At 58.5% G+C, this 23,959-nt stretch carries 22 protein-coding genes; 18 read left to right on the forward strand and 4 right to left on the reverse strand.

All coding sequences use genetic code 11. The features are described from left to right. Positions 1 to 42 precede the first annotated feature (42 nt). From EOI86_RS08315 to EOI86_RS08345, 7 genes are all read left to right on the forward strand, one after another. Positions 43 to 612: a TRAP transporter small permease gene (locus EOI86_RS08315; protein ID WP_161973748.1), complete on the forward strand. Its 570-nt coding sequence runs from the start codon at positions 43 to 45 to the stop codon at positions 610 to 612. Further along, positions 612 to 1,901: a TRAP transporter large permease gene (locus tag EOI86_RS08320; RefSeq protein WP_127764607.1), complete on the forward strand. Its 1,290-nt coding sequence runs from the start codon at positions 612 to 614 to the stop codon at positions 1,899 to 1,901. The genes EOI86_RS08315 and EOI86_RS08320 overlap by 1 nt, the downstream gene beginning before the upstream one ends. 190 nt (positions 1,902 to 2,091) lie before the next feature. Next, a complete protein-coding gene (gene serS, locus EOI86_RS08325) occupies positions 2,092 to 3,375 on the forward strand; it encodes a serine--tRNA ligase (protein WP_127764608.1) in 1,284 nt (427 codons plus the stop codon). After that, on the forward strand, positions 3,372 to 4,181 hold the full coding sequence (gene surE / locus EOI86_RS08330) for a 5'/3'-nucleotidase SurE (RefSeq protein ID WP_127764609.1): 810 nt from the start codon (positions 3,372 to 3,374) through the stop codon (positions 4,179 to 4,181). The genes serS and surE overlap by 4 nt, the downstream gene beginning before the upstream one ends. Further along, entirely contained in the window at positions 4,181 to 4,855 is a 675-nt protein-coding gene (locus EOI86_RS08335) for a protein-L-isoaspartate(D-aspartate) O-methyltransferase (protein WP_240035626.1), read from the forward strand. The genes surE and EOI86_RS08335 overlap by 1 nt, the downstream gene beginning before the upstream one ends. Before the next feature lie 215 nt (positions 4,856 to 5,070). Beyond that, positions 5,071 to 6,120: a LysM peptidoglycan-binding domain-containing M23 family metallopeptidase gene (locus tag EOI86_RS08340; RefSeq protein WP_127764610.1), complete on the forward strand. Its 1,050-nt coding sequence runs from the start codon at positions 5,071 to 5,073 to the stop codon at positions 6,118 to 6,120. Positions 6,121 to 6,304: 184 nt separating this feature from the next. Continuing rightward, positions 6,305 to 8,317, forward strand: a complete 2,013-nt coding sequence (locus tag EOI86_RS08345; RefSeq protein ID WP_127764611.1) for a HAMP domain-containing methyl-accepting chemotaxis protein — start codon at positions 6,305 to 6,307, stop codon at positions 8,315 to 8,317. Positions 8,318 to 8,381: 64 nt separating this feature from the next. Here the strand turns inward: EOI86_RS08345 and EOI86_RS08350 are convergent, their stop codons facing one another. Continuing rightward, the gene (locus EOI86_RS08350; protein ID WP_127765190.1) at positions 8,382 to 9,239 is read right to left on the reverse strand and encodes an ATP-binding protein; all 858 of its coding nucleotides are present in this window, start codon (positions 9,237 to 9,239) and stop codon (positions 8,382 to 8,384) included. 550 nt (positions 9,240 to 9,789) lie between these two features. On the opposite strand from EOI86_RS08350, the gene yajC reads away from it, so the two are divergent. From yajC to EOI86_RS08370, 4 genes are all read left to right on the forward strand, one after another. Then, the gene (gene yajC / locus EOI86_RS08355) at positions 9,790 to 10,176 is read left to right on the forward strand and encodes a preprotein translocase subunit YajC (protein ID WP_127764612.1); all 387 of its coding nucleotides are present in this window, start codon (positions 9,790 to 9,792) and stop codon (positions 10,174 to 10,176) included. 76 nt (positions 10,177 to 10,252) lie between these two features. Next, entirely contained in the window at positions 10,253 to 11,812 is a 1,560-nt protein-coding gene (secD, locus tag EOI86_RS08360) for a protein translocase subunit SecD (protein ID WP_127764613.1), read from the forward strand. Positions 11,813 to 11,835: 23 nt separating this feature from the next. Next, on the forward strand, positions 11,836 to 12,792 hold the full coding sequence (gene secF, locus EOI86_RS08365) for a protein translocase subunit SecF (protein WP_127764614.1): 957 nt from the start codon (positions 11,836 to 11,838) through the stop codon (positions 12,790 to 12,792). Positions 12,793 to 12,801: 9 nt separating this feature from the next. After that, complete coding sequence (locus EOI86_RS08370; protein ID WP_127764615.1) at positions 12,802 to 13,191, forward strand: Mth938-like domain-containing protein; 390 nt, start codon at positions 12,802 to 12,804, stop codon at positions 13,189 to 13,191. Positions 13,192 to 13,220: 29 nt separating this feature from the next. On the opposite strand, the gene EOI86_RS08375 is transcribed toward EOI86_RS08370, so the two are convergent. Together EOI86_RS08375 and EOI86_RS08380 are read right to left on the reverse strand one after the other, a co-directional pair. Then, on the reverse strand, positions 13,221 to 13,982 hold the full coding sequence (locus EOI86_RS08375; protein WP_161973749.1) for a DNA-binding transcriptional response regulator: 762 nt from the start codon (positions 13,980 to 13,982) through the stop codon (positions 13,221 to 13,223). A gap of 597 nt (positions 13,983 to 14,579) precedes the next feature. Continuing rightward, positions 14,580 to 15,176: a superoxide dismutase gene (locus tag EOI86_RS08380; protein WP_127764617.1), complete on the reverse strand. Its 597-nt coding sequence runs from the start codon at positions 15,174 to 15,176 to the stop codon at positions 14,580 to 14,582. Between the two features lie 163 nt (positions 15,177 to 15,339). Here EOI86_RS08380 and EOI86_RS08385 point away from each other — a divergent pair, with 163 nt between their 5' ends. From EOI86_RS08385 to EOI86_RS08395, 3 genes are all read left to right on the forward strand, one after another. Next, entirely contained in the window at positions 15,340 to 16,419 is a 1,080-nt protein-coding gene (locus EOI86_RS08385; protein WP_127764618.1) for a squalene/phytoene synthase family protein, read from the forward strand. Positions 16,420 to 16,431: 12 nt separating this feature from the next. Next, positions 16,432 to 17,310 (forward strand): phytoene/squalene synthase family protein, encoded by an 879-nt coding sequence (locus EOI86_RS08390; protein ID WP_127764619.1) that lies wholly within the window; start codon positions 16,432 to 16,434, stop codon positions 17,308 to 17,310. A 159-nt stretch (positions 17,311 to 17,469) separates the two neighbouring features. Next, positions 17,470 to 18,351 (forward strand): flagellin N-terminal helical domain-containing protein, encoded by an 882-nt coding sequence (locus EOI86_RS08395; protein ID WP_127764620.1) that lies wholly within the window; start codon positions 17,470 to 17,472, stop codon positions 18,349 to 18,351. Positions 18,352 to 18,422: 71 nt separating this feature from the next. Here EOI86_RS08395 and trmFO read toward each other — a convergent pair whose 3' ends face one another. Continuing rightward, positions 18,423 to 19,769, reverse strand: coding sequence for a methylenetetrahydrofolate--tRNA-(uracil(54)-C(5))-methyltransferase (FADH(2)-oxidizing) TrmFO (gene trmFO / locus EOI86_RS08400; RefSeq protein WP_127764621.1), 1,347 nt, complete (start codon positions 19,767 to 19,769; stop codon positions 18,423 to 18,425). 170 nt (positions 19,770 to 19,939) lie between these two features. Here trmFO and EOI86_RS08405 point away from each other — a divergent pair, with 170 nt between their 5' ends. From EOI86_RS08405 to EOI86_RS08420, 4 genes are all read left to right on the forward strand, one after another. After that, a complete protein-coding gene (locus EOI86_RS08405) occupies positions 19,940 to 20,998 on the forward strand; it encodes a hypothetical protein (RefSeq protein ID WP_240035595.1) in 1,059 nt (352 codons plus the stop codon). 121 nt (positions 20,999 to 21,119) lie between these two features. Next, a complete protein-coding gene (locus EOI86_RS08410) occupies positions 21,120 to 22,349 on the forward strand; it encodes a pyridoxal-phosphate-dependent aminotransferase family protein (RefSeq protein ID WP_127764622.1) in 1,230 nt (409 codons plus the stop codon). Positions 22,350 to 22,389: 40 nt separating this feature from the next. Beyond that, positions 22,390 to 23,445: a type III polyketide synthase gene (locus EOI86_RS08415; protein ID WP_127764623.1), complete on the forward strand. Its 1,056-nt coding sequence runs from the start codon at positions 22,390 to 22,392 to the stop codon at positions 23,443 to 23,445. Between the two features lies 1 nt (position 23,446). Next, the gene (locus tag EOI86_RS08420; RefSeq protein ID WP_127764624.1) at positions 23,447 to 23,947 is read left to right on the forward strand and encodes an isoprenylcysteine carboxyl methyltransferase family protein; all 501 of its coding nucleotides are present in this window, start codon (positions 23,447 to 23,449) and stop codon (positions 23,945 to 23,947) included. Positions 23,948 to 23,959 lie beyond the last annotated feature (12 nt).

The raw sequence follows: 23,959 nt of genomic DNA on the forward strand, positions 1-23,959 counted from the left end.
CGGTCAAGGCGGTTTCCTTGAACTTGCATGGGGGAGAAGACAGTGACTGAATTGGCAGACCGACTGCCACCCAGATTGGGTGCGATCGTGAAGGCGATGGTTGCGATAAAGCTGAATATTTCTGCAGCAGCGACCCTGGTTCTTCCCGCAACGTTTCTTTTGGTCGTTATCTTTCGATACATTTTACATTCTGATCTGTTCGCATACGAGGAATGGCTGCTGCCGGTTTCTTTCTGGCTTTATTTTCTGGCCAGCGGCGTAGGCAGTTATGAAGACAGTCAGATCCGCGCCGATATCCTGGAATCCTTTTTCAAGAGTCCGAGAGCCATATGGTGGCGGAAGGTCATCCTTTATTCTGTGGAATGCAGCATATCCTTGGTCATGGTCTATTGGGGATATCTGATGATCGAGAACGATGTCCTCTCCTATCCGTTCTGGCAAAAAACAATCGCGATGAAGATACCGTTCTTCGTTCCGCATCTCGGAATCTTCGTCGGACTTGTCTTCATGGCGTTCTATGGATTGCTTCACCTTTATGTCCTGCTGCGGTTCGGGCCGAAGGTGATCGAGGAAGACCTGTTGGCGAAAGCCCGGGATATGGAGGCAGTCTGATGTTGTTGGCTCTTGCTGTCGCGGTCATCGTCGTCCTTCTGCTTGCGGGCGTCGCCGTGCCCATGGCGTTCGGTGGCGTGTTGCTGCTTATCGCGCTAATGGGCGATCACAATATCGCAGCCTTCATGGCCACCGGTCATTGGAAAATGAACACGGTGATCATTCTGGTGATCCCGCTTTTCATCGTGGCCGGGGACCTGATGCAAAAGGGACGGATCGCTGCGCCGATCGTCGCTATTGCCGAATTACTCCTGGGCGGAATCAAGGGCGGTATGAGCGGCGCCTGTGTCCTGGCGAGTGCCATGTTCGGGGCGATTTCCGGTAGCGGTGCGGCGACCTTGACCTGCATCGGCTCCATCATGATGCCGCATCTTCGCAAGACGAAATACCCGGAAGGGTTTTCGGCGGCGCTGTTGGTCAGTGCCAGTCCCTTGGGGCTGTTGATCCCGCCGAGCGGCACACAGCTCGTTTATGCCTGGCTGACGCAGCAATCGGTGCTTAAGTGTTTCCTATCCGCCTTGGCCGCGGGCCTTGTCCTCACCGTGTTCCTGCTGATCGTAAACTTCGTGATGCTTCGCAAGGTTGACGGCGTCGGGTTGAAGAAGATCGAGGGCAACCCGATCGAGATTTTCGGCAAGACCAGTTTCAACGCACTTCCGGCGATTCTGATGCCGGTTATCATTCTGGGTGGCATTTATGGCGGTATTATGACGCCGACAGAAGCCGCCGGTGTGGCCGCGATGTATGCCATTCCTGTCGGGTTCTGGATCTACAAAGGGCTGACCTGGAAGGTGTTCTGGGAAACCCTGAAAGAATCCAGTGTCACCATCGGCGTGGTGATGGTCATGGTCTTCATGGTGCTGATCGTCAGCAAGTATCTGATCTTCGAAGACATCCCCCAACTGGCGAAGGACACGATCTACGCGGTCTCGGACAACCCGATTGTCATCCTGTTGATGATCAACGTGGTCATGATCGTGATCGGGATGCTCATGGACGATTTCAGCGGTCTGGTGTTGAGTGCCTCGTTGCTGACACCCATCGCCGAAAGTGCAGGGATGGACCCGATCCATTTTGCTGCCGTCCTGGGGGTGAATTTGGGCATGGGCAACATCACCCCACCGACTGCGCCGCTGCTGTTTCTTGGGTCCAGGGTCACAGGCGTTTCGGTTCAGGCGATGATGAAGCCGACCTTCATGTTCATCCTGTTCGCTTGGCTGCCAACATTGATCCTGATCACCTATATCCCGGAAATAGCGATGTTCCTGCCGAACCTCTTCCTTGGTTAGGATGGGCGAGGACAATGCCAGGCAAACAGGTAGTCGAAGGCCCCGCGTCGTGCGGGGTCTTCTTTTTTTTGGATGATATCGCTGTGGCTTTGCCAACGGTCCCGGTGGACCGCGCCGGAATCCTCGCTTATAAACGCGGCGTCTCGTTTAGGGCTTCTCACACAAACCGAAAAATTGGAACGGTTCGGCTATGCACGACCTGAAATTCATCCGCGATAACCCCAAGGATTTCGACAAGGCCATGGAAACGCGGGGCATGGGACCCATGTCCGCCGGCATTCTGGCCATGGATGAAGCGCGGCGGTCCGCCCAAACACGTCTTCAGGAATTGCTGGCGCGACGGAACGAAGCATCCAAGGCCGTCGGCATGAAGAAAAAGGCCGGCGAGGACGCTGACGATCTGATCGCGGAAGTCGCTGAGCTGAAATCGACCATCGCCGCCCTGGAAGCCGAGGAACGCCAAGCGGCGGAAGACCTGACCGGCATTCTGGAATCCCTGCCGAATATTCCGGCGGCCGACGTGCCGGTCGGCCCGGACGAGGACGCGAATGTCGAAATCCGCAAATGGGGCGAGCCAAAGGCGTTTTCCTTCGAACCAAAACAGCATTTCGATATCGGCGAAGAAAACGGTTTGATGGATTTTGAAACCGCCGCCCGGCTTTCCGGCGCTCGGTTTGTGGTGTTGAAAGGGCCATTGGCCCGGTTGGAGCGCGCCTTGGCGAACTTCATGCTGGACCGGCACACCTTGCAGAATGGCTATACCGAGATCGTACCCCCGGTGCTGGTCCGTGATGAAGCCATGTACGGAACCGGGCAGCTTCCGAAGTTCGCTGAGGATTTGTTCCGCACGGAAGAGGGGTTCTGGTTAATCCCAACCGCGGAAGTGCCGTTGACCAATCTGGCCAGCGATAGGATCGCAGAGGAAGCGGACCTGCCGCTGCGGTTCACCGCTTGGACACCTTGTTTCCGGTCCGAGGCCGGCGCCGCCGGTCGTGACACGCGCGGGATGATCCGTCAGCACCAGTTTTCAAAGGTTGAGATGGTCAGCATCACCCATCCGGACAAATCGGAAGAAGAATTGGAACGGATGACGGGCTGCGCCGAAGGCATCCTTCAGGCGCTTGACCTGCCGTACCGTGTCCTGGCGCTCTGCACCGGCGATATGGGCTTCGGTGCGCGCAAGACCTACGACCTGGAGGTCTGGCTGCCGGGGCAGGGACGGTACCGGGAAATCTCCAGCTGCTCCAATTGTTGGGATTTCCAGGCACGACGCATGAAAGGGCGTTTCCGCACCCCGGGCGAGAAGGGCACCAAATTTGTCCACACGCTGAACGGATCCGGGTTGGCAGTCGGCCGGACCTTGATAGCGGTTCTGGAAAACTACCAGAACGAAGACGGCAGCGTCACGGTTCCGGAAGCCCTGCGGCCCTACATGGGCGGTATTGATCGGATCGAGGTGGAGAGCGTGGCGTGACCGCGCCGCGTAAGACCGTCGATCTGGCGGATGCGCGGGTCCTGATTTCCAACGACGACGGCATCCGCGCCAAGGGGCTGGCGGTGTTGGAGCAGGTGGCGCGTCCCCTGGTGAAGGAAGTGCGGGTCGTGGCGCCCGAAGGCGGGCGCAGCGGCGCGTCACATATGATCACCTTTGCCGGCCATGTCCGCCTGAAGCGCGTCGGCGCAGCGGAACGCTATGTGACCGACGGCTCGCCCGCCGATGCGGCGATCCTGGGTTTGCAGAAGGTTTTCGGCGCGGATTTGCCCGATCTGGTATTGAGCGGCGTGAATCATGGCCTGAACATGGGCGATGATTTCTTCTCGTCTGGCACCATGGGGGTGGCGATTGAGGCTTGCTTGCAGAACATCCCGGCTATTTCCGTCAGCGCGTATCGCGGCGAGGTCGGGATCAACTGGGACACCGTAGAGAAGGTCCTGCCCGGCGTGCTGGAAAAACTGGCAGCATTCGGGTGGGTTCGGGATGTCTTCTACAACGTCAATATTCCGAATCGACCCTATTCTGATATCAAAGGGATAATGCCTGTCGGCCAAGGTCGGATGGACGATGCGTCGAGCTTCGTCGTCGCCCCAGGGGACGACCCCCGGCGGGTGGGAACTTATCGGTTGCGCCACAATGGGGGCGTCGGACTGCGTCCCATGAGTCAGGACGAGGGGGATTGCGATTACACGGCGATTCGGGACGGATATGTTACGGTGACGCCGGTCCGTGTTGAAATAACGGACAGAGACGTTTTGGAGCAGATGAGGGATGCGTTGACGTGATGCCTTCCACGATGACGGAAGACGACAATCTGTCACTGGACCCGCTTGTCCAGGACCGGGCAAAGCTGGCGCTGGGCCTGCGCCGGTCCGGCGTGCGCGACGCGCGTGTCCTGGATGCGATGGAGCGCGTCCCGCGTGAAATGTTCGTGCCGGACGGATTTCGGCGCCATGCCTATGATGATACGGCGCTTCCGATTGATCTGGGGCAGACGATCAGCCAGCCCTTGATCGTCGCCATGATGACCGAAGCCCTGGAACTTCACGACCGCGCCAAGGTTTTGGAGGTTGGCACCGGGTCCGGTTACCAAGCCATGGTGCTTAGTCTGCTGTGCCGCCGTGTTTATACGGTGGAACGGATTCGCGACCTGCTGAAACAGGCGGAGGAACGCTTCAAGGCGCTCGATCGGCACAATATCACAACCCGCCATGGCGACGGCTACAAGGGTTGGCCGGAACAAGCACCCTTCGAATGCATCATGGTGACCGCCGCCGCACCGGAAATTCCCCAGGCGCTGATAGATCAGTTGGCACCGGGCGGCAGGCTCGTCATTCCGGTTGGCGTGGACCCGGTTTCTCAACGGCTGGTCAAATTGCTGAAACACGAAGACGGCACGATCACGACGTCGGAACTGGCCGGCGTGCGTTTCGTGCCGCTGCTTGAAGGGACGCAATAAGGAACGTGGCCGGCCAGACCAGCAGGAATGCTTCGAATGCCAATGCGCCGGTTTTGACTGCGCTTCTTTTGCTGGTTTGTCTGTCAGTCCTGGCAGGCTGTTCGGACAGGGGCGCGCCGCGCATCCGTGTGTTTGACGGTCAAACGCCGCCTTCCAGAAATGCGGGCCCCGCTGCACAAGGCCCTGTCGCCGAGATCCAGGATGGGTCTTCCCACGTGGTCCGGGACGCCGAAACCCTCTATTCCATTGCGCGCGCCTATGGCGTCAGTACCCGCGATCTGATTTCCGCAAACGGTTTGAAACCGCCATACCTTTTGCTCAAGGGCCAGCGCCTGACCATTCCCGCGAGCCGTGTTCACCGCGTTCGGCCCGGTGAGACAGTTTATGGCATTTCACGGCAATATGGCGTCGATATGAGTCAACTGGTCCAACGCAACAATATCAGTCCTCCCTTTACCATCCGCGTCGGGCAGCGCTTGATCATTCCGGGCCGGGTCGTAGAAGCCCAAAGTGTTGCCGCTATACCAAGGCAATCGACGCCGGAACCGGAGCCGGTCGTGCGTTTTGAAACAAAATTGACGGATGAGGAACGCCGGAAGTTGGCGGAGGAGCCACTGGATGCGCCCTTGGCTGTCCAACCCAAGCGCCAGGCCCAAACGCCCCAACCTCAATCCCAACCGGCCCTGGCGCCGCTTGCTGGAGGGCCTCGGGCGCCCAGACAGGCCGGCGACCGACCCGCGGCGCCACAGGTCGCCGCCGAGCCGGTGCCACAACGTGGCTTCGCGGTATCGGCGGATGGTTTTCCACGACCGCGGATGAAACCCGAGGGGCTGTCGCAAGTAACCATCGCCGGGCCGAAAATCGTGCCGCGTCCGGAAGCGCGCAGTAAGGACACCTTCCTGTGGCCTGTGCAGGGCAGGGTCATTTCCAGATTCGGGCCCAAGGCGGGTGGGCTACACAACGACGGGGTCAATATCGCTGCCCCGCGGGGGACTTCTGTTCGTGCGGCTGAGAACGGTGTCGTTGTCTATGCAGGCTCCGAACTGAAAGGGTTCGGCAACATGGTATTGGTGAAACATGCGGACGGGTATGTGACCGCCTACGCCCATACGGCGGATGTGCTGGTAAAGCGTGGGGACCGCGTGCGGCGGGGGCAGGCCATTGCGCGGGTCGGCAGCACCGGCAATGTGGACCGGCCGCAACTTCATTTTGAAATCAGAAAAGGCCGCAAGGCCATTAATCCGCAGGGTCGCCTTGGCGCGTGATCGGGTAACTAAGAAATATGATCATTCTACTATACTATTTATCTAATTGTTTAGAATGATAAAATTTTATGAAAAGGCGTGCTGTTGAGATTTCATTAACTGGCTGAACCTAACATCGGGTGTCGTTTCTTTTGGAGTAAATCCAATCCTCTCCGGCCTTGCCGGGTCCATCCAGGAGCCCCCGATGTCCATTCTTAAGAAGGTCAATATTTCGACCAAGATTTATGGCGGTTTCGGCGCCATACTCCTCTTCCTATTGATCATCAGCGCAACCTCTTGGTGGAGTTTGGGGCAGTCTGGTTCGAAGGGCGAAAGTTACCGGGCTCTGGCGACCCAGACGGCGGAAATCAGCCGTGTCCAGGCCGACCTGATGAGAGCCCAATTGTTGGTCGAGCATTTCCTGAGCAATCCTTCCATGTCCGTCGTCATTAAGGTCGCTGCTGCCCGAAAACGGGTCGAAGAGCGAATGGAGGCTTTGGCCGCGATGGATTTACCCGATGAAAGTCGCGCGCAACTGGAATCGGTATCGGAAAATCTGAAGGCCTATTTCGATGCCTTCGTCGAAGTGACGAAACTGGACAAACAGCGGGTCAGCATCGTCGAGAAGGAGCTTTCCGTTCAGGACGGCAAAATGGAAACGCATATGGGGAAATTGGTTCGCACCGCGACCGATGAATACCTCGCCGACATCGCGGCCATGGGGGGAGAAGTCATGCGTCATGTCCTGCGCATGCGGAACTTCGTCGACCAGTTCCAGTTCCGTCCTGACAGCAAAGCGCTGCAGGCGCTGAAGGCGGAAAGCGCCTTGATGGACGAGAAACATGACGTCTTGGCGGAGAATATTTATGACGAGGGCCGGGTGGCCCTGTCGGACAAAGTGCTCACGCTTCATAAAGCCTATATGGGCGCGGCAGAACGTCTGTTTAAAACGGTCGAAATGCGTACGCGCCTGGTCGAAAAAACACTCAGCAAGCACGGTTCGAAGGCTCTGGCAGATATGGATGCCGTGGTGCAAACCAACGGCGACATTCAGGATAACCTGGGCGAGACCGCCCAATTGTCGAATTCAATCGGCATGACAATTTCCATCGTTGTTTCCGGGGTCAGCGTCGTTCTGGGAAGCGTTCTTGCCTGGTTGATCGGAGGCAGCATCTCCAAGCCGATCCGGGCCATCACGAGGGCGATGACGGGCCTGGCGGGCGGCGACCGCACGGTGGAAATCCCCGGTCAGGACCATCAGGACGAAATCGGGGACATGGCCGATGCTGTTCAGGTCTTCAAGGAGAACTTGATACGCAATGACGAATTGCAGGCTCAGCAGGAACAAGAGGCCCGCGGGCGGGAAGAACGGGCCAAGCGGATCGAAGAACTGACCCTGGGCTTCGACCGGAAGGTCGGTGAGGTGTTGGACGCCTTTTCCGGTTCCGCGGCGGAAACGGAAAAAACCTCTAACTCCATGAGTTCCATTGCAGACGATACAAATCGCAGGGCGACGACCGTTGCTGCGGCGGCGGGCCAGACATCGACCAATGTGCAGAGCGTGGCCGCCGCGACGGAACAGTTGTCCCACTCATCTTCTGAAATCGGCAGGCAGGTTTCGCAATCTGCTGAGATTGCGGGACGCGCGGTCGATCAGGCCCGGAAGACCGACCAAACGGTGCAGGGACTGTCGGAGGCCGCGAAGGAAATCGGCCAAGTGGTGCAATTGATCCAGGATATCGCCGAACAGACGAACCTGCTGGCGCTGAACGCGACGATTGAGGCGGCCCGGGCGGGTGAAGCCGGGAAAGGGTTTGCCGTGGTCGCCAACGAGGTCAAAAGCCTTGCAACGCAGACGGCAAAAGCGACCGGCGATATAGGGCGACATATCACTTCGATCCAAGGGGAGACGGAAGCCGCCGTTCTGGCGATCCAGGCGATTGCGAAAACGGTGGATGACATAAACCACACCACCTCCGCGATCGCGGCGGCGGTTGAGCAACAGGTCGCCGCAACCGGTGAAATTACCCGCAGTGTCGATCAAGCGGCTGCAGGCGCGCAGGAAGTCTCAACGAATATCAGCGAGGTGACGCGCGGCGCTGGGGAAACCGGTTCTGCGGCGGGTCAGATGACGGAAGTCGCCAGCCGAATGAAAACCAAAGCGGACGAGTTGCGGCACGAGGTTGAGAATTTCCTTAATGGTGTCCGGGCGGCTTAGCGCCCGGACACTGCCCGCCTCAACCCAACACAGTTCAGCCTAACCCGGTTTGGCGCAGGTTCGCTTAGGTAAGGGGCTTACCGAGACTGCCGGCGAGTTCCTGAATGAACTGCCATGCGACACGGCCCGAACGCGCGCCGCGCGTCACGGTCCATTCCACCGCGCGCGGTTTCCAATAGTCTTCCTCAACACCCAGGTCGTAGGCTTCCACATAGCCTGCGATCATGTCGAAATAGGTCTGCTGGTCACAGTTATGGAAGCCGAGCCATAGACCGAAGCGATCGCTAAGGGAGACTTTCTCTTCAACGGCTTCCGACGGGTTGATCGCGGTCGAGCGTTCATTCTCGATCATGTCGCGGGCCATCAGATGCCGGCGGTTGGACGTCGCGTAGAAGACGACGTTTTCCGGCCGCCCTTCAACCCCGCCTTCCAGAACCGCTTTAAGGGATTTATAGGCGGCGTCTTCTCCGTCGAAGGACAGGTCGTCGCAGAACAGGATCCAGCGGCGGTCGGTTCCGCGCAGAAGATCGAGCAGGATGGGCAGCGTAGGGATGTCTTCGCGATGGATTTCGACCAATCCCAGGCTGCCGGGCTTTTCATTGTTCACCGCCGCGTGGACCGCCTTTACCAGTGAGCTTTTTCCGCCCCCGCGCGCGCCCCAAAGCAGGGCATTGTTCGCCGGCAGACCGCGCGCGAAACGAGATGTGTTCTCCAGCAATTGGCCGCGCTGCAGTTCTATCCCCTTCAACAGGTAGATATCGACGCGGTTTACCTTCTTCACCGGCGACAGGCGGCTGCCATCTGCGTGCCAGACATAGGCGTCTGCACCGGCCAAGTCATCCTGCGTCGGCGCAGGCGGGCTCAGCCGTTCCAAGGCGGTTGCAATGCGCTCTATGAGCGGGAGGAGATCGGTGTTTTGCATCATATTTGTCATGGCGCGGGACGGTATTGCCTGGTCGTTCTAGCGTCAATGCAGATTGGAGGATGGCTCCTATGCGTTATGGGAAACGCTGGCTCCTTTACTCAGACCAATTTGTGGTACTGCCGAACACTCAGAGATTTAACGCAGCAATCGGTTTTGCATTGTGTGTTTTTCAAGCTTGCCGTTGAGATCGGTGCGGCCGGTTCGGGTCGATAAACCGGACCGGCGCCCGGGAAAGGGGGGAAGGATTGTGGGGGTGCTAATGCAGCGATAGAACAGACCAAAGCGAACCAAAATGCCCCACCCCCTAAAATAACTGTTGAAAAGCCCCTATATTGCACCGAAACGGGGGGTGAACCGGCGCAGGCTACGGGCGTTGCAAAAGCGGTCACCCTCGGTATAGTCCGGCGGTTCTCAATCGAGGCGGTGCAGCCGCGTCGGATTTCCATTTGATCGGGCGTCGCACCGGCCGTGGACCAGGGTATCCCCAGTAACACCCATGGGATTTCCAGGACCACGCATAGCATCGACGTCCTTGTAGGGAGGTTTTATGTACTTCATATCGACGGCATTCGCCCAGGACGGCGGCGCCATGGGCGGAATGGGCGGACTGGTTCAGTTCGTGCCGCTGATCGCCATCGTCGCGATCTTCTATTTCCTGCTCATCCGGCCGCAGCAAAAGCGGCAGAAAGAACACCAGGCCAAGATCAATTCCGCGCGCCGCGGTGATCAGGTCATGACCGGTGGCGGGATTTTCGGCAAGGTCACAAAAGTCATGGATGACGGTAAGCTGCAGGTCGAAATCGCCGAAGGCGTTCGCATCCGCGTTGCAGCCAGCACGTTGATGGATGTCATCAGCAAGACGGAACCGGCCAAGACGGGTAAGTCCGACAAGGCTGAAAAGTCCGACGACTCCAAGGGCGAAAAGTCCGAGTAATCTTTAACGGCGGTGGTCCGGTCGGTCGAAACAGGCCGGCGGCGGCCGCCGACTAAAGCGAAAGAGCTGCCGCAGCATGCTCCAGTTCCCACTATGGAAAAAGGCTCTCATCGGCATCATTTGTGCCATGGGTGTCCTGTACGCCGCCCCGAATTTCTTCCCCGAAGGCACGTTTGACGGCTTGCCGGCCTTTGCGCCCGGCAAAACGTTGAGCCTCGGCCTCGACCTGCAGGGCGGGTCGCATCTTCTTATGGAAGTCGAGACGGATGCTGTCGTAAAGGAGCGTCTGGAATCGACCGTCGATGGCATTCGCCGGATGCTGCGGGCCGAGCGTATCGGATATACCGGTCTCGGCGTTGAGGGTAGCTCGGTGGTCTTTGCCCTTCGTGACCAGACCCAGGCAGATCTCGCGGAAACGAAAACCCGCGATATCGACCGGACGCTCCGCGTTTCGCGCCTGGAAGACGGCCGTTTTTCCGTCACGTTTGACGAAGCGACGATGGCCGCGGCAAGGGTCCACGCGGTCGAACAATCGGTTGAGATCATTCGGCGGCGTATTGACGAGATGGGAACGAGGGAACCGATCATCCAGCGCCAGGGTGAAGATCGGATTCTGGTGCAGGTTCCGGGGTTCGATGACCCGGGTGCATTGATCGACATCATCGGTCAGACGGCCCAGATGACCTTCCATCTGCTGGATGAGCGCGCTGCCCCCGGGCAAGTGCCGGCGAGCGCACCTCCCGGCACGATGATCCTGCCGTCCAACGAAGAAGACGGTCCGCAGTTCTTGGTCGAACGGCGCGTCCGCGTCAGCGGCGAACGCCTCGTTGATGCCCAGCCCAGCTTTCAGAACAACCAACCGGTCGTTTCCTTCCGCTTCGACACGCTTGGTGGGCGGCAGTTCGGCGATGTGACGCAGGAAAATGCGGGCCGGTATCTTGCCATCGTCCTCGACGGAAAAGTCATCAGCGCACCGGTGATCCGCGAACCGATCCTGGGCGGCAGCGGCATTATCAGCGGCAGTTTCACGGTTCAGCAGGTCAACGACCTGGCCCTGCTGTTGCGGGCCGGCGCTTTGCCGGCGCCGATTTCCGTTCTTGAGCAACGGGCCATCGGGCCGGGCCTTGGGCAGGATTCCGTCGATGCCGGTAAGATTGCGAGCATCATCGGTCTGATCGCCGTCATGGCCTTCATGGTCATGAGTTACGGCCTGTTCGGCTTGATGGTCGACGTCGCATTGATCTTCAATATCGGCTTGATCATAGCGATCCTCTCCGGTTTGCAGGCTACTCTAACCCTTCCGGGGATCGCCGGGATCGTCCTGACGATCGGGATGGCGGTCGACGCCAATGTGCTGATCTTCGAGCGGATACGTGAGGAATTGGCAGGCGGGCGTTCTCCCTTCTCCGCCGTCGATGCCGGCTATAGACGGGCTTTGACCACCATCATCGACTCCAATTTGACGACTTTGATTGCCGCCGTGCTGCTGTTCGCCTTCGGGTCCGGACCGATCAAGGGCTTTGCGGTAACACTGTCGATCGGGATCGTTACGTCGATGTTCACGGCGATCATGGTTACCCGTTTCTTCGTCGTTAGCTGGTTGCGGTCCAAGCGGCCCGCCACATTGACGATATAGACCTTGCCGGAAAGGGCAGTCCGATGCGTTTGAAGATCGTTCCCGACAACACGAAGATCGATTTTATCGGTTACCACAAGCTGGCGATCGGGTTCTCCATTATTCTGGTCGTTGTCTCTCTGGGCCTTTTCGCTGTGCGCGGATTGAACCTGGGCATCGACTTTCTCGGCGGCATCATGCTGGAAGTGAAGACCGAGGGGCCGGCGGATATCGGGACTTTCCGGTCCGATCTGGGCAGTTTGGGGCTTGGTGACGTGGGCATTCAGGAGTTCGGTGAACCGGACGTTCTGCTCATCCGTGTCCAACGCCAGCCGGGCGGTGATGAAGCGCAGCAGGCAGCGATCAAGACGATCACCGAAACCCTGGGCGACCGGGTCGTCGAATACCGGCGCAATGAAGTGGTCGGCCCGACGGTTGGCGCGGAACTTCAGGAAGCCGCATTGATCGCGGTTTTGGCCGCCATCGGCGCCATCCTGGTCTATATCTGGTTCCGGTTCGAATGGCAGTATGGGGTAGGGGCCGTCATCGCGCTGTCCCACGACGTTATCGCGACCATCGGGTTGTTCGCGTTGTTCCAATTGGAATTCAACCTGTCGACGGTCGCGGCGATCCTGACCATTGCGGGTTATTCGATCAACGATACCGTGGTCGTCTATGACCGGGTGCGTGACAAGCTGCGCCGGTTCAAAAAGCTTCCGTTCGAGGAATTGTTCAACCTGGCGATCAACAAGACGCTGTCGCGGACGGTGATGACCAGTTTCACCACCCTGCTTGCCTTGCTCGCCCTGTTGTTTTTCGGTGGAGAAGTGATCCGCGATTTCGTTATCGCGATGATCTGGGGCATCGTTATTGGGACCTATTCTTCAATCGCCATTGCCGTGCCGCTGTTGCTGTATATGCGTCCGCGCCGGGGGGATGAGGATGAAGCCCCCACTGGGGAAGACGCCACATCGAAGGGGACAGCGCCCGAAGCGGGCTGACGCCAACTATTGGATATCACGCCGCTCATTCCCGAAGACAGGCAGGTCATCGATTCGTATGGACCGGGTCGGTTCCAGATTGCCGGTATAACCTATACCGGGCCGGTTTTGGTCTTTCCGAATGCGGTTCTAAGCTGGGATGTCGCGGAGAGTGACGACGTCTTTTCCGCTCTGGATCCCGCCACCCTTGGCGCTATTTCGGCGGCTAATCCAGCTATCGAGGTTCTGTTGCTGGGGACGGGGGCGAAGACCGAGTTCGTCAGGCCGTCGCTAAAGGCGTCGATCAAACAATCGATCGGGCTGACACCTGACGCCATGGAGACCGGTGCGGCCTGCCGTACATACAACATTCTGTTGGCCGAGGGCAGGCGCGTCGCCGCCGCTATGATGCCGGTTTAGCCATGCTTTGGTGCACGACGGCTATTTACTTACGGATAGTCGATGCCGCTGACGAAGTTGGCCAGATTCACGCAAAGTTTTTGTAATTCCCGGGCGGATTTCGCGCCTAGATGTTCGTTTCGCTGAATGCGTTGCGCCGCCGTTTCGGAAATCGCCGTAACCAGGGGCTGAAGTCGTTTCTGCCCGGCCGTCTCAAGACTGCCGGCGAGTTTCTGCACCGTCGTCAGGATGTCACTCTCCGACCGGGTCAATTCGTCCTCTATGCCGGCCGCGCCGCCTTCCTCAAGCAATTCGATCAGGTATGCCTGCCGCTCAACCAGATAGGTATTGAAGGTTAACAATGCGCGGTCCAGTGCTTCACGGTGCGCAACCGGATCGAAGTCCCCTGATTTCTTGGCCTTAAGTGTATTCGGTACCATGACCCGCCGGGTGAAGGTTTCTTCCCGTACGGCCTTCCTGCGGTCCGGGCCAATATATTGCGTTGTCACGACGAAGGGACGGTTGTTGTCGATCAGCCGGTCTAACCGCTTCTGCATTAAGTCGCTGCTGAAGGGGCGAACCAGGAAAGCATCGCAACCGGCACTGACGATGCTTTCGACACCTGCTCCTGTCGGGGCGGGGCCGGTCATCAGGTAAAAGCCGAATGGATCGTGGTCCGAAAGGTTTTGCCGCGCCTTTCTGATGGTCGTGGCAATGGATTTCAAATCCTTGGACGTGTCGAACATCACCAGATCGTAGAGTGACGTCTCCATTGCCCTCAGAGCCTCGGTGCGGTCCGTAGTCGTATCCACACGACTGAAACCGGACGAACGAAGTCCTGAGACCAGGGCCGCCCTAAGCGATGGATGATTTTCCAGCACGAAGGCGGCTAGTGAAACGGACATAGGGTCCGTATTAGGAGTTCTCTCCATACCCAATCAGACGCGTTCTGCGCCCTTCCCCCTCAACGTCTAGTTGCATCGTGCCTCTCTGCGAATCACTACTGCACTTAGACAGAAACCTGCCATAATGATTAGGTAGTAGAATCAAGAACTCAAACGAACGCAATAGATAATTAGTTTATTTATGCTTTTTTATTACTTCGAATACATAAAGTAACGGGTGTTAACGTACGAGTATTCACCCGTTGGTAGGAATCATTAGTTGAATCCATGGCGGAAAACTGCGGGTTCGGGAATCGGTGGGAAGCTCAAAAAAGAATTGTATTGCGGGTTTGAGTCGCCTTGGTCCGATTCCAAGAAATCACCAAATATCGGCAAGGGAATGCACCTGCACATGCAGTTTTTTATGTTTCGTTTTGCCAATGAACCAAGACGTGGCCGAGTAATCACCCAAAGAAAAACGCCCCGCACAGGCGGGGCGTTTCTCGTAAACCGGTGGTACTTGGATTAGCCGGCCAGATTCTGGTTCGCGAAGTCCCAGTTGACCAGGCTGTCCAGGAACGTCGCGATATAATCGGGGCGACGGTTCTGGTAGTCCAGGTAGTAGGCGTGTTCCCATACGTCGATCGTCAGCAGCGGCGTTTGGCCGTGCGCGATGGGGCTGTCGGCGTTGGCGGTCTTGGTGACCTTCAACTTGCCGCCGTCCAGGACGAGCCAAGCCCAGCCACTGCCGAACTGCGTGGTGGCAGCCGCCTTGAATTCTTCGACGAACTTGTCGTAGCCGCCGAGATCTTCATCGATCTTCGCGGCAATGGCGCCGGTCGGCGCTCCGCCACCGTTCGGGGTCATGGAATGCCAATAGAAAGTATGGTTCCAGACCTGCGCGGCGTTGTTGAAGATGCCCGCCTTTGAGGCGTCACCGGCAACGGCCTTCACGATTTCTTCCAGGCTCTTCCCGGCCAGATCCGTGTCTTTCACCAGATTGTTCAGATTGGTTACGTAGGTGTTGTGGTGTTTGCCGTAATGGAAACTCAGCGTATTCGCGGAGATATGCGGCTCAAGAGCGTCCTGCGCGTAAGGCAGGGCGGGAAGTTCGAATGCCATTGTGACCCGTCCTCTTCTGCTTGGTATTTGTTGGTTTGCCGTGTTTGTTCGTTGTGGCCAATTTCGAATGTCGCGAATAAGCGATCATGGCCGGCGCCACAAAGTATTGGTTCAGCCCGCCGGATTGCAAGGGGACAAAGCCGAATAACCTACCTATGGAGTCGTGTTTTTCCGTGACGTCAGGAATTTCGGTGTCAATTGTGCCGGTGACCGGAATATCGACGTTGCCCTGGCCGCTGTGATCGCGTTTTCTGCGGAACGGATGAAGGGGCGCTGGATGGGTATGCCGACAAAATCGGATTTGGATCATTGCCTCGACGTTACGCGGCGCGGGAAGTCGAATCTATGGTTCGTCGGGCGTGGCTTACCTGCGCGACGCCGATCGATGTTCGCATCCGCCTATGCTTCCATGCGGGTTGTGGACGACTATGTCGATGACGAGTTTCTCGTCCTGCCCGTTGAAGAGCGCGCGCAACGTCGAGCTGGCGCCCATGACCGGGTGTCGGGATGGCTGTCGTCGATGGAAGCCGCCGTGGCGGGTGAGGTTAGGGCGGGCGGAAGTGGCGGCTTGCCCGACCCGCGGATTGTTCGTGCGGTGAGTGATTGCTTCGCGGGGGCAGATATCGGCCCCGGTCCGTGGCGGCATCTTGCAAGGTCGATGCATCGCGATATCGATGAAGTGCCGTTTCGCAGCTGGGACGATTTCGTTGATTATTGCGAGGGCGCAACGGTCGCTCCCGCGAGTATTTTCCTCTATGTCGTCGCAGCGGATCTGGAAGACGCCCCTCAGGCAGGCCGCAAACTTCCGGCAGCTGCGCCCGATTGCGTCCGGGATATGGCGATTTTCTGTTACCTCGTGCATATCGCCCGGGACATTTTGAAGGATGCGGCAGCAGGTCCGGCGTTGTTGACGATACCGGAGGACATTCTGCAATCTCATGACCTGACCCGGACCGAGTTGTCCGTGGCGGCAAAGGAAGGGACGGATCGGCGACTATACGGCCTGGTTTCTGACTTGGTGGACCGGGCAGCGGACTATCGGCGCCGCGGGGAAGCATGGCGCGACAGACTGTTGCCCTTGCTCGGCCTTCGGGAGCGCGCGGCGTTTTCGGCCCTAATGTCTGTATATGGCGCCTTGCACGACAGGTTGTCGGACGATCCCGGATTTGCCTTGGAGCGTGACCCTAAACAGCGCGAAGAACTGCGCCGCGCCGCCCTGACGGCCGCGAATATCCAGGTCTGATGGGGGCGATCCGTGGGCGCCGAACAGGATATGGGCAAAAACCTCTCTTATTGCGGGGAAATGGTGTACCGGGAAGATCGGGAGCGCTTCCTATCCGCCATGACCGCACCGCCGGATCGGCGCGAAGCCTTATTCGCTCTGTATGCCTTCAACCATGAGATTTCCAAAACGGCCGGCGTGGTTTCCGAACCGATGTTGGGCCAGATCCGGCTGCAATGGTGGCGAGAAGCGATTGAGGAATGCTACGCGGGAACACCGCGCCGCCATGCTGTCGTAACCGCGCTGGCGGACGTTATTCAGGATGTTGATCCGACACGCTCCTTATTTGAGGCACTGATTGAGGGGCGGGAACAGGATTTGGACTTTCATCCGCCCGGCACTGTTGTCGATTTGGAACGTTATGCGGATCTGACTTCGGGTCGCTTGACCGAATTGGCCCTGGAACTCTGTCTGGCAGGGCAAGACGGGGCTTCCGGCGATTTGCGTCAGGCCGCCCGCAAGATCGGGACGGCTTGGGCGATGGTGGGGTTGATGCGTGCCTTGCCGTTTCATATGCGGGCCCGGCGGGGCATGTTGCCGCGCGAGCTTGCAGCAAGTCATGGTGTCGCCGCATCGGACCTGTCGGAAGGGCGGAATGTTCCGGGGATTGCCTTGGCCGTTGAAGAGGTCTGCGCCCAAGCATGCGCCTTGCTCGCCGACGCCCGTCGTGTTTCCACAAGGGGAATGCCGGTTGGGTCCATCTATGGTGCCTTGTCTATTGGGGTGATTGCCGACAGTCATCTCAAACAGCTTCGTAAGGTAAATTTTGATGTTTTTGATGTTCGGCTGGCCGCCCCGCCGGTCCTGCGCGGTTGGTCTTTGATGATACGATCGTTGCGAGGGCGATATTGAATGGGTGAGGTAACTTCGTATGCAGTTGCGAATTGCCGTTGAATCACTTGTTAAAATTTACAACCAATAGTATTTTAACTAAATTGATTCAGTGTACTTAAGCGATTCTTTGTGATAGTCAGACCGTGAGAGATTGGGAGAACCCAATAGGAGAGAAGAATGTCTGACGTATCTCTAACAGAGGCGCAACGCGCCTCTTTAACTGCATTGCAGCGCACGAATAGTGTCGCGGACCGTTCCTCGCAAAACCTGACAACCGGCCGTCGCGTGAACAACGTGAACGACGACCCGGTCGCGTTCTTCATTGCCCAGCAACTGTCCCAGGAAGGGGCAGCCTTCGCCCAGCGGCGTGAAGAGATCGACCAGGGGATCAGTTCCCTTCGGGTGACGAACGGCGCGATCGACACGATCGAACAGTTTTCACGCCAGCTTGAGGGCATTGCAGAGGCGGCCCGTTCCACGACGGACCCGAACCAATTGTCCCAATTGGAGCAGCAGTTTCAGCAAATTGGGCGGCAGATCGCCAATGTGGCGGGCGATGCCTCTTTCGGGGGGGTTAATCTGCTGACATCGACGAACAATCAGCTCAATGTTCAATTCAGCGACAATGAAGGCTCGGAACTCAATGTCCAGGGCGTAGACGTTCTGAACGGCGGCGGGTTCGAAGCCGGATCCTTCGTCGATGGCGAAATCCAGATTGACCAGTTGGGCGTCACCGGCGGTAGTTTCGCAAGCTTCCTGAGCAATCCGGAAGAAGTCGATGCCCTTATCGGCAATATCCGCAGCAGCATCGACAGCCTGCGCGGGCAGGCCCAGTCTTTCGGCTCCAATGTCGCGATCCTGCAGGAACGCGCCAGCTTCAACCAGAATGTCGCGAACGAGCTTCAGGCCGGCGCGGACAATCTGACTTTGGCCGATTTGAATGAGGAAGCGGCCAATCTGGTCGCGGCCCGCACGCGCACGCAGCTCGGCACCCAAACGCTGGGCATTTCCGGCGGCCAGCAATCCTCGATCCTGCAGATCCTGGAAGGTATCGGTTAAACCGACAGCGGATAGTATTCGCGTAAAAGGCCGGCGTCTTCGCCGGCCTTTTGCATTTCATGGCTTAGCCGTTAAGCGGCCAAACGAGCTTGCGCCAGCCATAGGTCCAGCGCGGCCAGCGCCCGCTGTGACATGGCAAGTTTGCGATCGCGGCCCTTGATTTTCTTCTTGCCGGCTGGTGGTTCCGGCGGTGGAAACAGGCCGAAATTGACGTTCATCGGCTGGAAGGTTTCCGCTTCCGCGCCACCGGTGATATGGTGGAGCAACGCACCCAAGGCGGTCGTCTCCGGTGGGGGCACGATTGTCTGACCAAGACGGTCCGCGGCGGCGAAACGGCCCGCCAGCAAGCCGATAGCGGCGCTTTCCACATAGCCTTCCACACCCGTTACCTGCCCGGCAAAGCGCAGGCGCGGCAGGGCCTTCAGCCGCAGGGCCGCATCCAGCAAGCGGGGTGAATTGATGAAGGTGTTCCGATGTATGCCGCCGAGGCGCGCGAATTCCGCCTTTTCCAATCCCGGTATCATGCGGAACACATCGCCCTGGGCGCCATATTTCAGCTTGGTCTGGAAGCCGACCATGTTCCACAACGTGCCCAGCGCATTGTCCTGCCGCAGTTGGACGACCGCGTGGGGGCGGGACCCGTCATGGGCATTGGTCAGGCCGACGGGCTTCATCGGTCCGAAGCGCAGGGTTTCCCGGCCCCGTTCCGCCATGACTTCGATCGGCAGGCAGCCCTCGAAATAGGGCGTTTCCTTCTCCCATTCGTGGAACTCGGTCTTCTCGCCATCAATTAAGGCGTCCAGAAAGGCGTTGTACTGGTCTTCGGTCATCGGACAGTTGATGTAGTCCTTGCCTTCGCCCTTGTCGTAGCGGGACTGGAACCACACCGTATCGAAATCGATACTGTCCTTGTGGATGATGGGAGCAATGGCATCGAAGAAGGACAGTTCCTCTTCGCCGCCCAGGCCCCGGATCACTTCGCTCAAGGCGGGGGATGTCAGCGGTCCAGTCGCGATGATTACGCTGTCCCAATCTTCAGGCGGCAGGGCATCGACCTCGCCACGTTCGATCGTGATCAACGGATGCTCGTTCAACGCGGCGGAGACTTTGTCGCTGAACTGGTGGCGGTCCACCGCCAATGCGCCGCCGGCGGGCAGCCGGGCATCGTCACCGCTTTTCAGGATCAGCGATCCGCAGCGGCGCATCTCTTCATGCAACAGGCCAACCGCGTTGTATTCGGCATCATCGGACCGGAAGGAGTTGGAACAGACGAGTTCCGCGAACCCGTCGGTTTCATGTGCATCGGTTTTTCGCACTGGGCGCATTTCATGCAGCACGACGGGAATACCGGCCGAGGCCAATTGCCAGGCCGCTTCTGATCCTGCCAAACCACCGCCAATGACATGCACGGGTTTCATCTCATTCTCCAACCGCCGGGTTCTGCTGATCCGGGGAAGCGACGTAGTACAGGCTGCGGGACCGTCAAGGCAAGTCGTCTGCTGTCATTGGGGATGGTCTTACACGGTGAGGAACGCCATATTTGGTGCCTAGGACCGTAGCAACATCAATCGAAGTAATGGTAAGCGCCATGCCGAACAGTGCAGCCGCCGAAGCGACCGGAAAAGCGGGAGGGAAAGAGGCGGCCTTGGTCAAGGATAGTCTGCATTTGCTGGGCATGGAAATCCTGCCGCTGCGGATGCCCGCTTTGAAACGGGCGCGGTTGGTGAAGAACAATCAGCTGCAAACCATGGTCGAACTGTTCCACGACGATACGGCGGGCAGCGGACAGGTCCTGACCGAGGAATTGCCGGGGTTCTTTCCGCAAGGCGGTGATGACTTCAAGGCGGATCTCATTCTGCTCAAGAAATTCGACGATGTTCCTAGTTTCGATGTGTATTCAACCCGAATAACGCTGAGGGAACTGAATATTCCGATCGATGATCACGAAGCCCTGCGTCTATCGGAAGCGAAGCGCGAAGAACTGACCGAACGGATGAAGACCTTTACCCACCCCTTGATCGGCCATGTCTATGGCGCCGAGGCGCAATCCGTGGACGATCTGCAGGGCATACTGGGGATGTTCAAGGACCCAGATCCAAAAACGGCTTTGGCGAATTTGCGTAAGATGGCGGACAGTTTGGGTATCGAGTTGATGGATATTCCGAAGTTCCTGGAAGACTACGGCGATATCTTCCTGTCGCTCGCCTTTTTCCGGGATATCCTGGACAAGACGGTGCCGACGATTCACCAGTACCTCGAATGGATGGCTGAGTTACGCGAGAGTTTCGTGGTCAAGCAGGATCGTGCTCAGGATAACATGTTGGCCAAGATTGAAGCGGATCTGACGGATATCACCGGATCGATTACCGGGCGTTTTGAAAGCTTCGACCGAAAGACGAACGACTTTTGGACGGATATCAACGCCGAGCGATTTCATGAGGTGCGCGAGTTGATTACGGCGCATCACCGCACGGTCGGTGGCGTGCTTTGCGGCCTTACCCTGAAGATGGAACACTGGAAGAAGAAGTTCAGGAATTCCGGTGCGGGCGGCCCACAGCAACGTCTGGAATTTACCCGCAGCGAGGTCCTGCCCGGCCTGGACTGGATCAAGGACCTGGAACGGCGCGGATCCCAGATCAACAAGTGACCCTGGATGCCTCACGGCCGTTTGTTTCGGATGTGGGGCAATGGCCGTGGACAGGTGGGAAACCCTGGTTTAACCCTGATCTCATCTGTGGTGAGTATTTCCCAATCGCAAAGGCAAGACCATGAGTGTTCAACGCGCCCCTGTCGCGACGGCCGCGAACGAAGTGACCCCTGTAAGACGGGGACGGGAGTTCCTGAATGTTCCCGGTCCGACGAACATACCCGGCCGCATCCTGAACGCGATGCACCGGCCGGCAGTCGACTTTTCGGGCCCTGAATTCATTGACATTGCGATGTCGTGTTTCCGCGACCTGAAATGGTTGTTCCGGACGGAAGGCGACGTCTTCATCTATGCCGCCAACGGTCATGCCGCCTGGGAAGCCGCGATGGTCAACACCTTGTCGGCTGGTGATACGATCCTGGTGCCCGAAACGGGCCATTTCTCAACCGGTTGGGGCGAAACCGCCGAATCCTTGGGCCTGAAGGTAAAGACCGTCGCCAGCGATTGGCGCCGGGCTATCGACCCGGCGGCCGTCGAACAGGCACTTCGTGCAGACGCGGATCACGCGATCAAAGCGGTGCTGATGGTCCATACGGACACCGCGACTGGCGTGACCAGCGATATCCGTGCCCTGCGCGCGGCGATCGATGCGGCCGGGCATCCGGCGCTGTTCATGGTCGATGCGATTGCGTCCTTGGCGACGACCGAACTGGAAATGGACGCGTGGAAAATCGATGTGGTCATCGGTGCGAGCCAAAAAGGACTGATGTGTCCGCCTGGCGTCGCCTTGGTCGCGGCCGGTGCCAGGGCGCTGGAAGCACATGCCACGTCTTCATTGCCCAAACGATATTGGGATTGGACCGCCCGGCGGGCAAAGGAACATTACCGTAAGTTCTGCGGAACAGCGCCGGAACATACGATTTTCGCGATGCGTGAAGCCTTGAATATGCTTCAGGAAGAAACCCTGGAAGGGGCATTCCGCCGCCACGAACGGCTGTCCGAAGCGGTGCGCTTGTGCGTCGGGCGATGGTGCGAAGGCGGCGCGCTGCAGTTCAACGCGGTTAATCCAGACGAGCGGTCCAACGCGGTTACGACAATTCTTCTGCCGCCCGGGGTCGATACGGATACCATGCGCGCGATGTGTAGGGACAATTTCAGCGTTGCGGTCGGCGGAGGCCTTGGCAAGCTGATCGGCAAGGCATTCCGGATCGGTCATATGGGCGACATGAACGAACCGATGATACTGGGCTGTCTCGCCGCGGTGGAAGCGGCCTTGAAGCGTTTGGACGTTCCAATCGGTTCAGGCGGGGTTCAAATCGCCATCGACTGGCTGGCTCAACCGCCGCGTTGAGCGGTCGTTTACCTCTTACACAACTTGAAAGGACGGGCGGTTGACCGAACCTGTCTCTATTTTATCCGTTGCCGAAGCCTTCCCGCCGCATCGACTGCGTCAGGCGGAGGTTGTCGGGCTTTGCCGCGATGTCTTCGCTGGGCGGCCCGAGATGTTCGCGCGATTGGAAGAGGCCTATGGCAATGCGGGCGTTGAAACCCGCAGCTCCTGCGTCCCCATCGAATGGTACAACGAACCGCATGGTTGGCCCGAACGCGCCGCATTGTTTCAGGAGAATGCCCTGGCCTTGCTGGAGGCGGCCGCGACCGAAGCACTGTCGCAAGCGGGACTGACGGCGCAGGATGTGGATACGGTTGTGGCCGTCAGCACCACCGGCATTGCGACACCCAGCCTGGATGCGCATTTGCTGAACAGCCTGGGTTTCCGGTCCGACATCAATCGACTGCCGATCTTCGGTCTGGGCTGTGTTGGCGGCGTCACCGGGTTAGCCCGAGCGGCCGACATGGCTAGGACGCGGCCCGGCCAAACGGTCCTGCTGTTGGTGGTGGAGCTTTGTGCGTTGACCTTCCGTCCACAGGAATTGACCAAGGCGAACATTATCGCCAGCGCTTTGTTCGGCGATGGGGCAGCGGCGATTGTGCTGCGCAGCGGCGAGGAAGCCGGCGCACCCGCGCGTTACTTGGGCAGTGCCGAGCATACTTGGCCCAACAGTTTGGACATTATGGGATGGCGGGTTGAGGACGACGGATTGGGGGTAATCTTCTCCCGCGATATTCCGTCCCTGGTGCGGCAGGACGTTCGGCCGGCGATGGAGCGGTTCCTGGAAAGTTTGGACACCGACTTGAGCGCGCTCGCGGGGATCGTCGCGCATCCGGGCGGGCGGAAGGTGCTGGAAGCGTATGAGGGCGCCCTCGATTTGGCGCCGGACGTGCTGCGCCATTCCCGCGCCGTTCTGAAGGATCAAGGAAACATGTCGGCGGTTACGGCGCTTTGCGTTTTGAACCGGGCGATCGGGGCGGGGGATACGGGGCTGCACGCGATGTTGGCGCTGGGGCCAGGGTTCACCGCCGGTTTCGGTTTAGTGGATTTGGGTTGATATGGTTGCCGCTGTCGCAATCGTTGTTCTGGTTATTCTTCAGCGGTTGATGGAACTTCGCATCGCCCGCCGTAACACCGCGGTCCTGATGGCGGAGGGGGCGGTCGAACATGGGGCAGGGCACTATCCCATAATCGTTCTGCTGCACACCGCATGGCTTGTTGCGATGCTTTGGGTCGCACTTCAAGGGCCGCCGATAAACTACTACTGGGTCGTGTTTTTCCTGGTGTTGCAGGCTGGCCGCGTCTGGGTTTTGAAGACGCTCGGCAAGTATTGGACGACACGGATCATCACCGTGCCGGATGCGCCGCTGATAACCGGCGGTCCGTTCCGCTTCGTGCGGCATCCGAATTATCTGGTGGTGACGCTGGAAATCATTGTGCTTCCGCTTGCTTTCAGTGAGTGGCGGCTGGCTGTCGTCTTCGGTCTGGCCAACTTGGCCATATTGGCTTGGCGCATCCGCGCCGAGGAGCGCGCAAATTCAGGCAGGCAACAGGCGTAATCCGCTTAAAGG

It is taken from the genome of Hwanghaeella grinnelliae, assembly GCF_004005845.1.
In the GTDB taxonomy this organism is placed as follows: Bacteria; Pseudomonadota; Alphaproteobacteria; order UBA8366; family Aestuariispiraceae; genus Hwanghaeella; species Hwanghaeella grinnelliae.

What these genes read in the sequence shown, in the direction of transcription:
- EOI86_RS08320 (WP_127764607.1), top strand. Translation starts at nt 612, where the DNA reads ATGTTGTTGGCTCTTGCTGTCGCGGTCATCGTCGTCCTTCTGCTTGCG.
- serS (WP_127764608.1), top strand. Translation starts at nt 2,092, where the DNA reads ATGCACGACCTGAAATTCATCCGCGATAACCCCAAGGATTTCGACAAG.
- EOI86_RS08335 (WP_240035626.1), top strand. Translation starts at nt 4,181, where the DNA reads ATGCCTTCCACGATGACGGAAGACGACAATCTGTCACTGGACCCGCTT.
- EOI86_RS08345 (WP_127764611.1), top strand. Translation starts at nt 6,305, where the DNA reads ATGTCCATTCTTAAGAAGGTCAATATTTCGACCAAGATTTATGGCGGT.
- EOI86_RS08350 (WP_127765190.1), bottom strand. Translation starts at nt 9,239, where the DNA reads ATGCAAAACACCGATCTCCTCCCGCTCATAGAGCGCATTGCAACCGCC.
- yajC (WP_127764612.1), top strand. Translation starts at nt 9,790, where the DNA reads ATGTACTTCATATCGACGGCATTCGCCCAGGACGGCGGCGCCATGGGC.
- secD (WP_127764613.1), top strand. Translation starts at nt 10,253, where the DNA reads ATGCTCCAGTTCCCACTATGGAAAAAGGCTCTCATCGGCATCATTTGT.
- secF (WP_127764614.1), top strand. Translation starts at nt 11,836, where the DNA reads ATGCGTTTGAAGATCGTTCCCGACAACACGAAGATCGATTTTATCGGT.
- EOI86_RS08380 (WP_127764617.1), bottom strand. Translation starts at nt 15,176, where the DNA reads ATGGCATTCGAACTTCCCGCCCTGCCTTACGCGCAGGACGCTCTTGAG.
- EOI86_RS08395 (WP_127764620.1), top strand. Translation starts at nt 17,470, where the DNA reads ATGTCTGACGTATCTCTAACAGAGGCGCAACGCGCCTCTTTAACTGCA.
- trmFO (WP_127764621.1), bottom strand. Translation starts at nt 19,769, where the DNA reads ATGAAACCCGTGCATGTCATTGGCGGTGGTTTGGCAGGATCAGAAGCG.
- EOI86_RS08405 (WP_240035595.1), top strand. Translation starts at nt 19,940, where the DNA reads ATGCCGAACAGTGCAGCCGCCGAAGCGACCGGAAAAGCGGGAGGGAAA.
- EOI86_RS08410 (WP_127764622.1), top strand. Translation starts at nt 21,120, where the DNA reads ATGAGTGTTCAACGCGCCCCTGTCGCGACGGCCGCGAACGAAGTGACC.
- EOI86_RS08420 (WP_127764624.1), top strand. Translation starts at nt 23,447, where the DNA reads ATGGTTGCCGCTGTCGCAATCGTTGTTCTGGTTATTCTTCAGCGGTTG.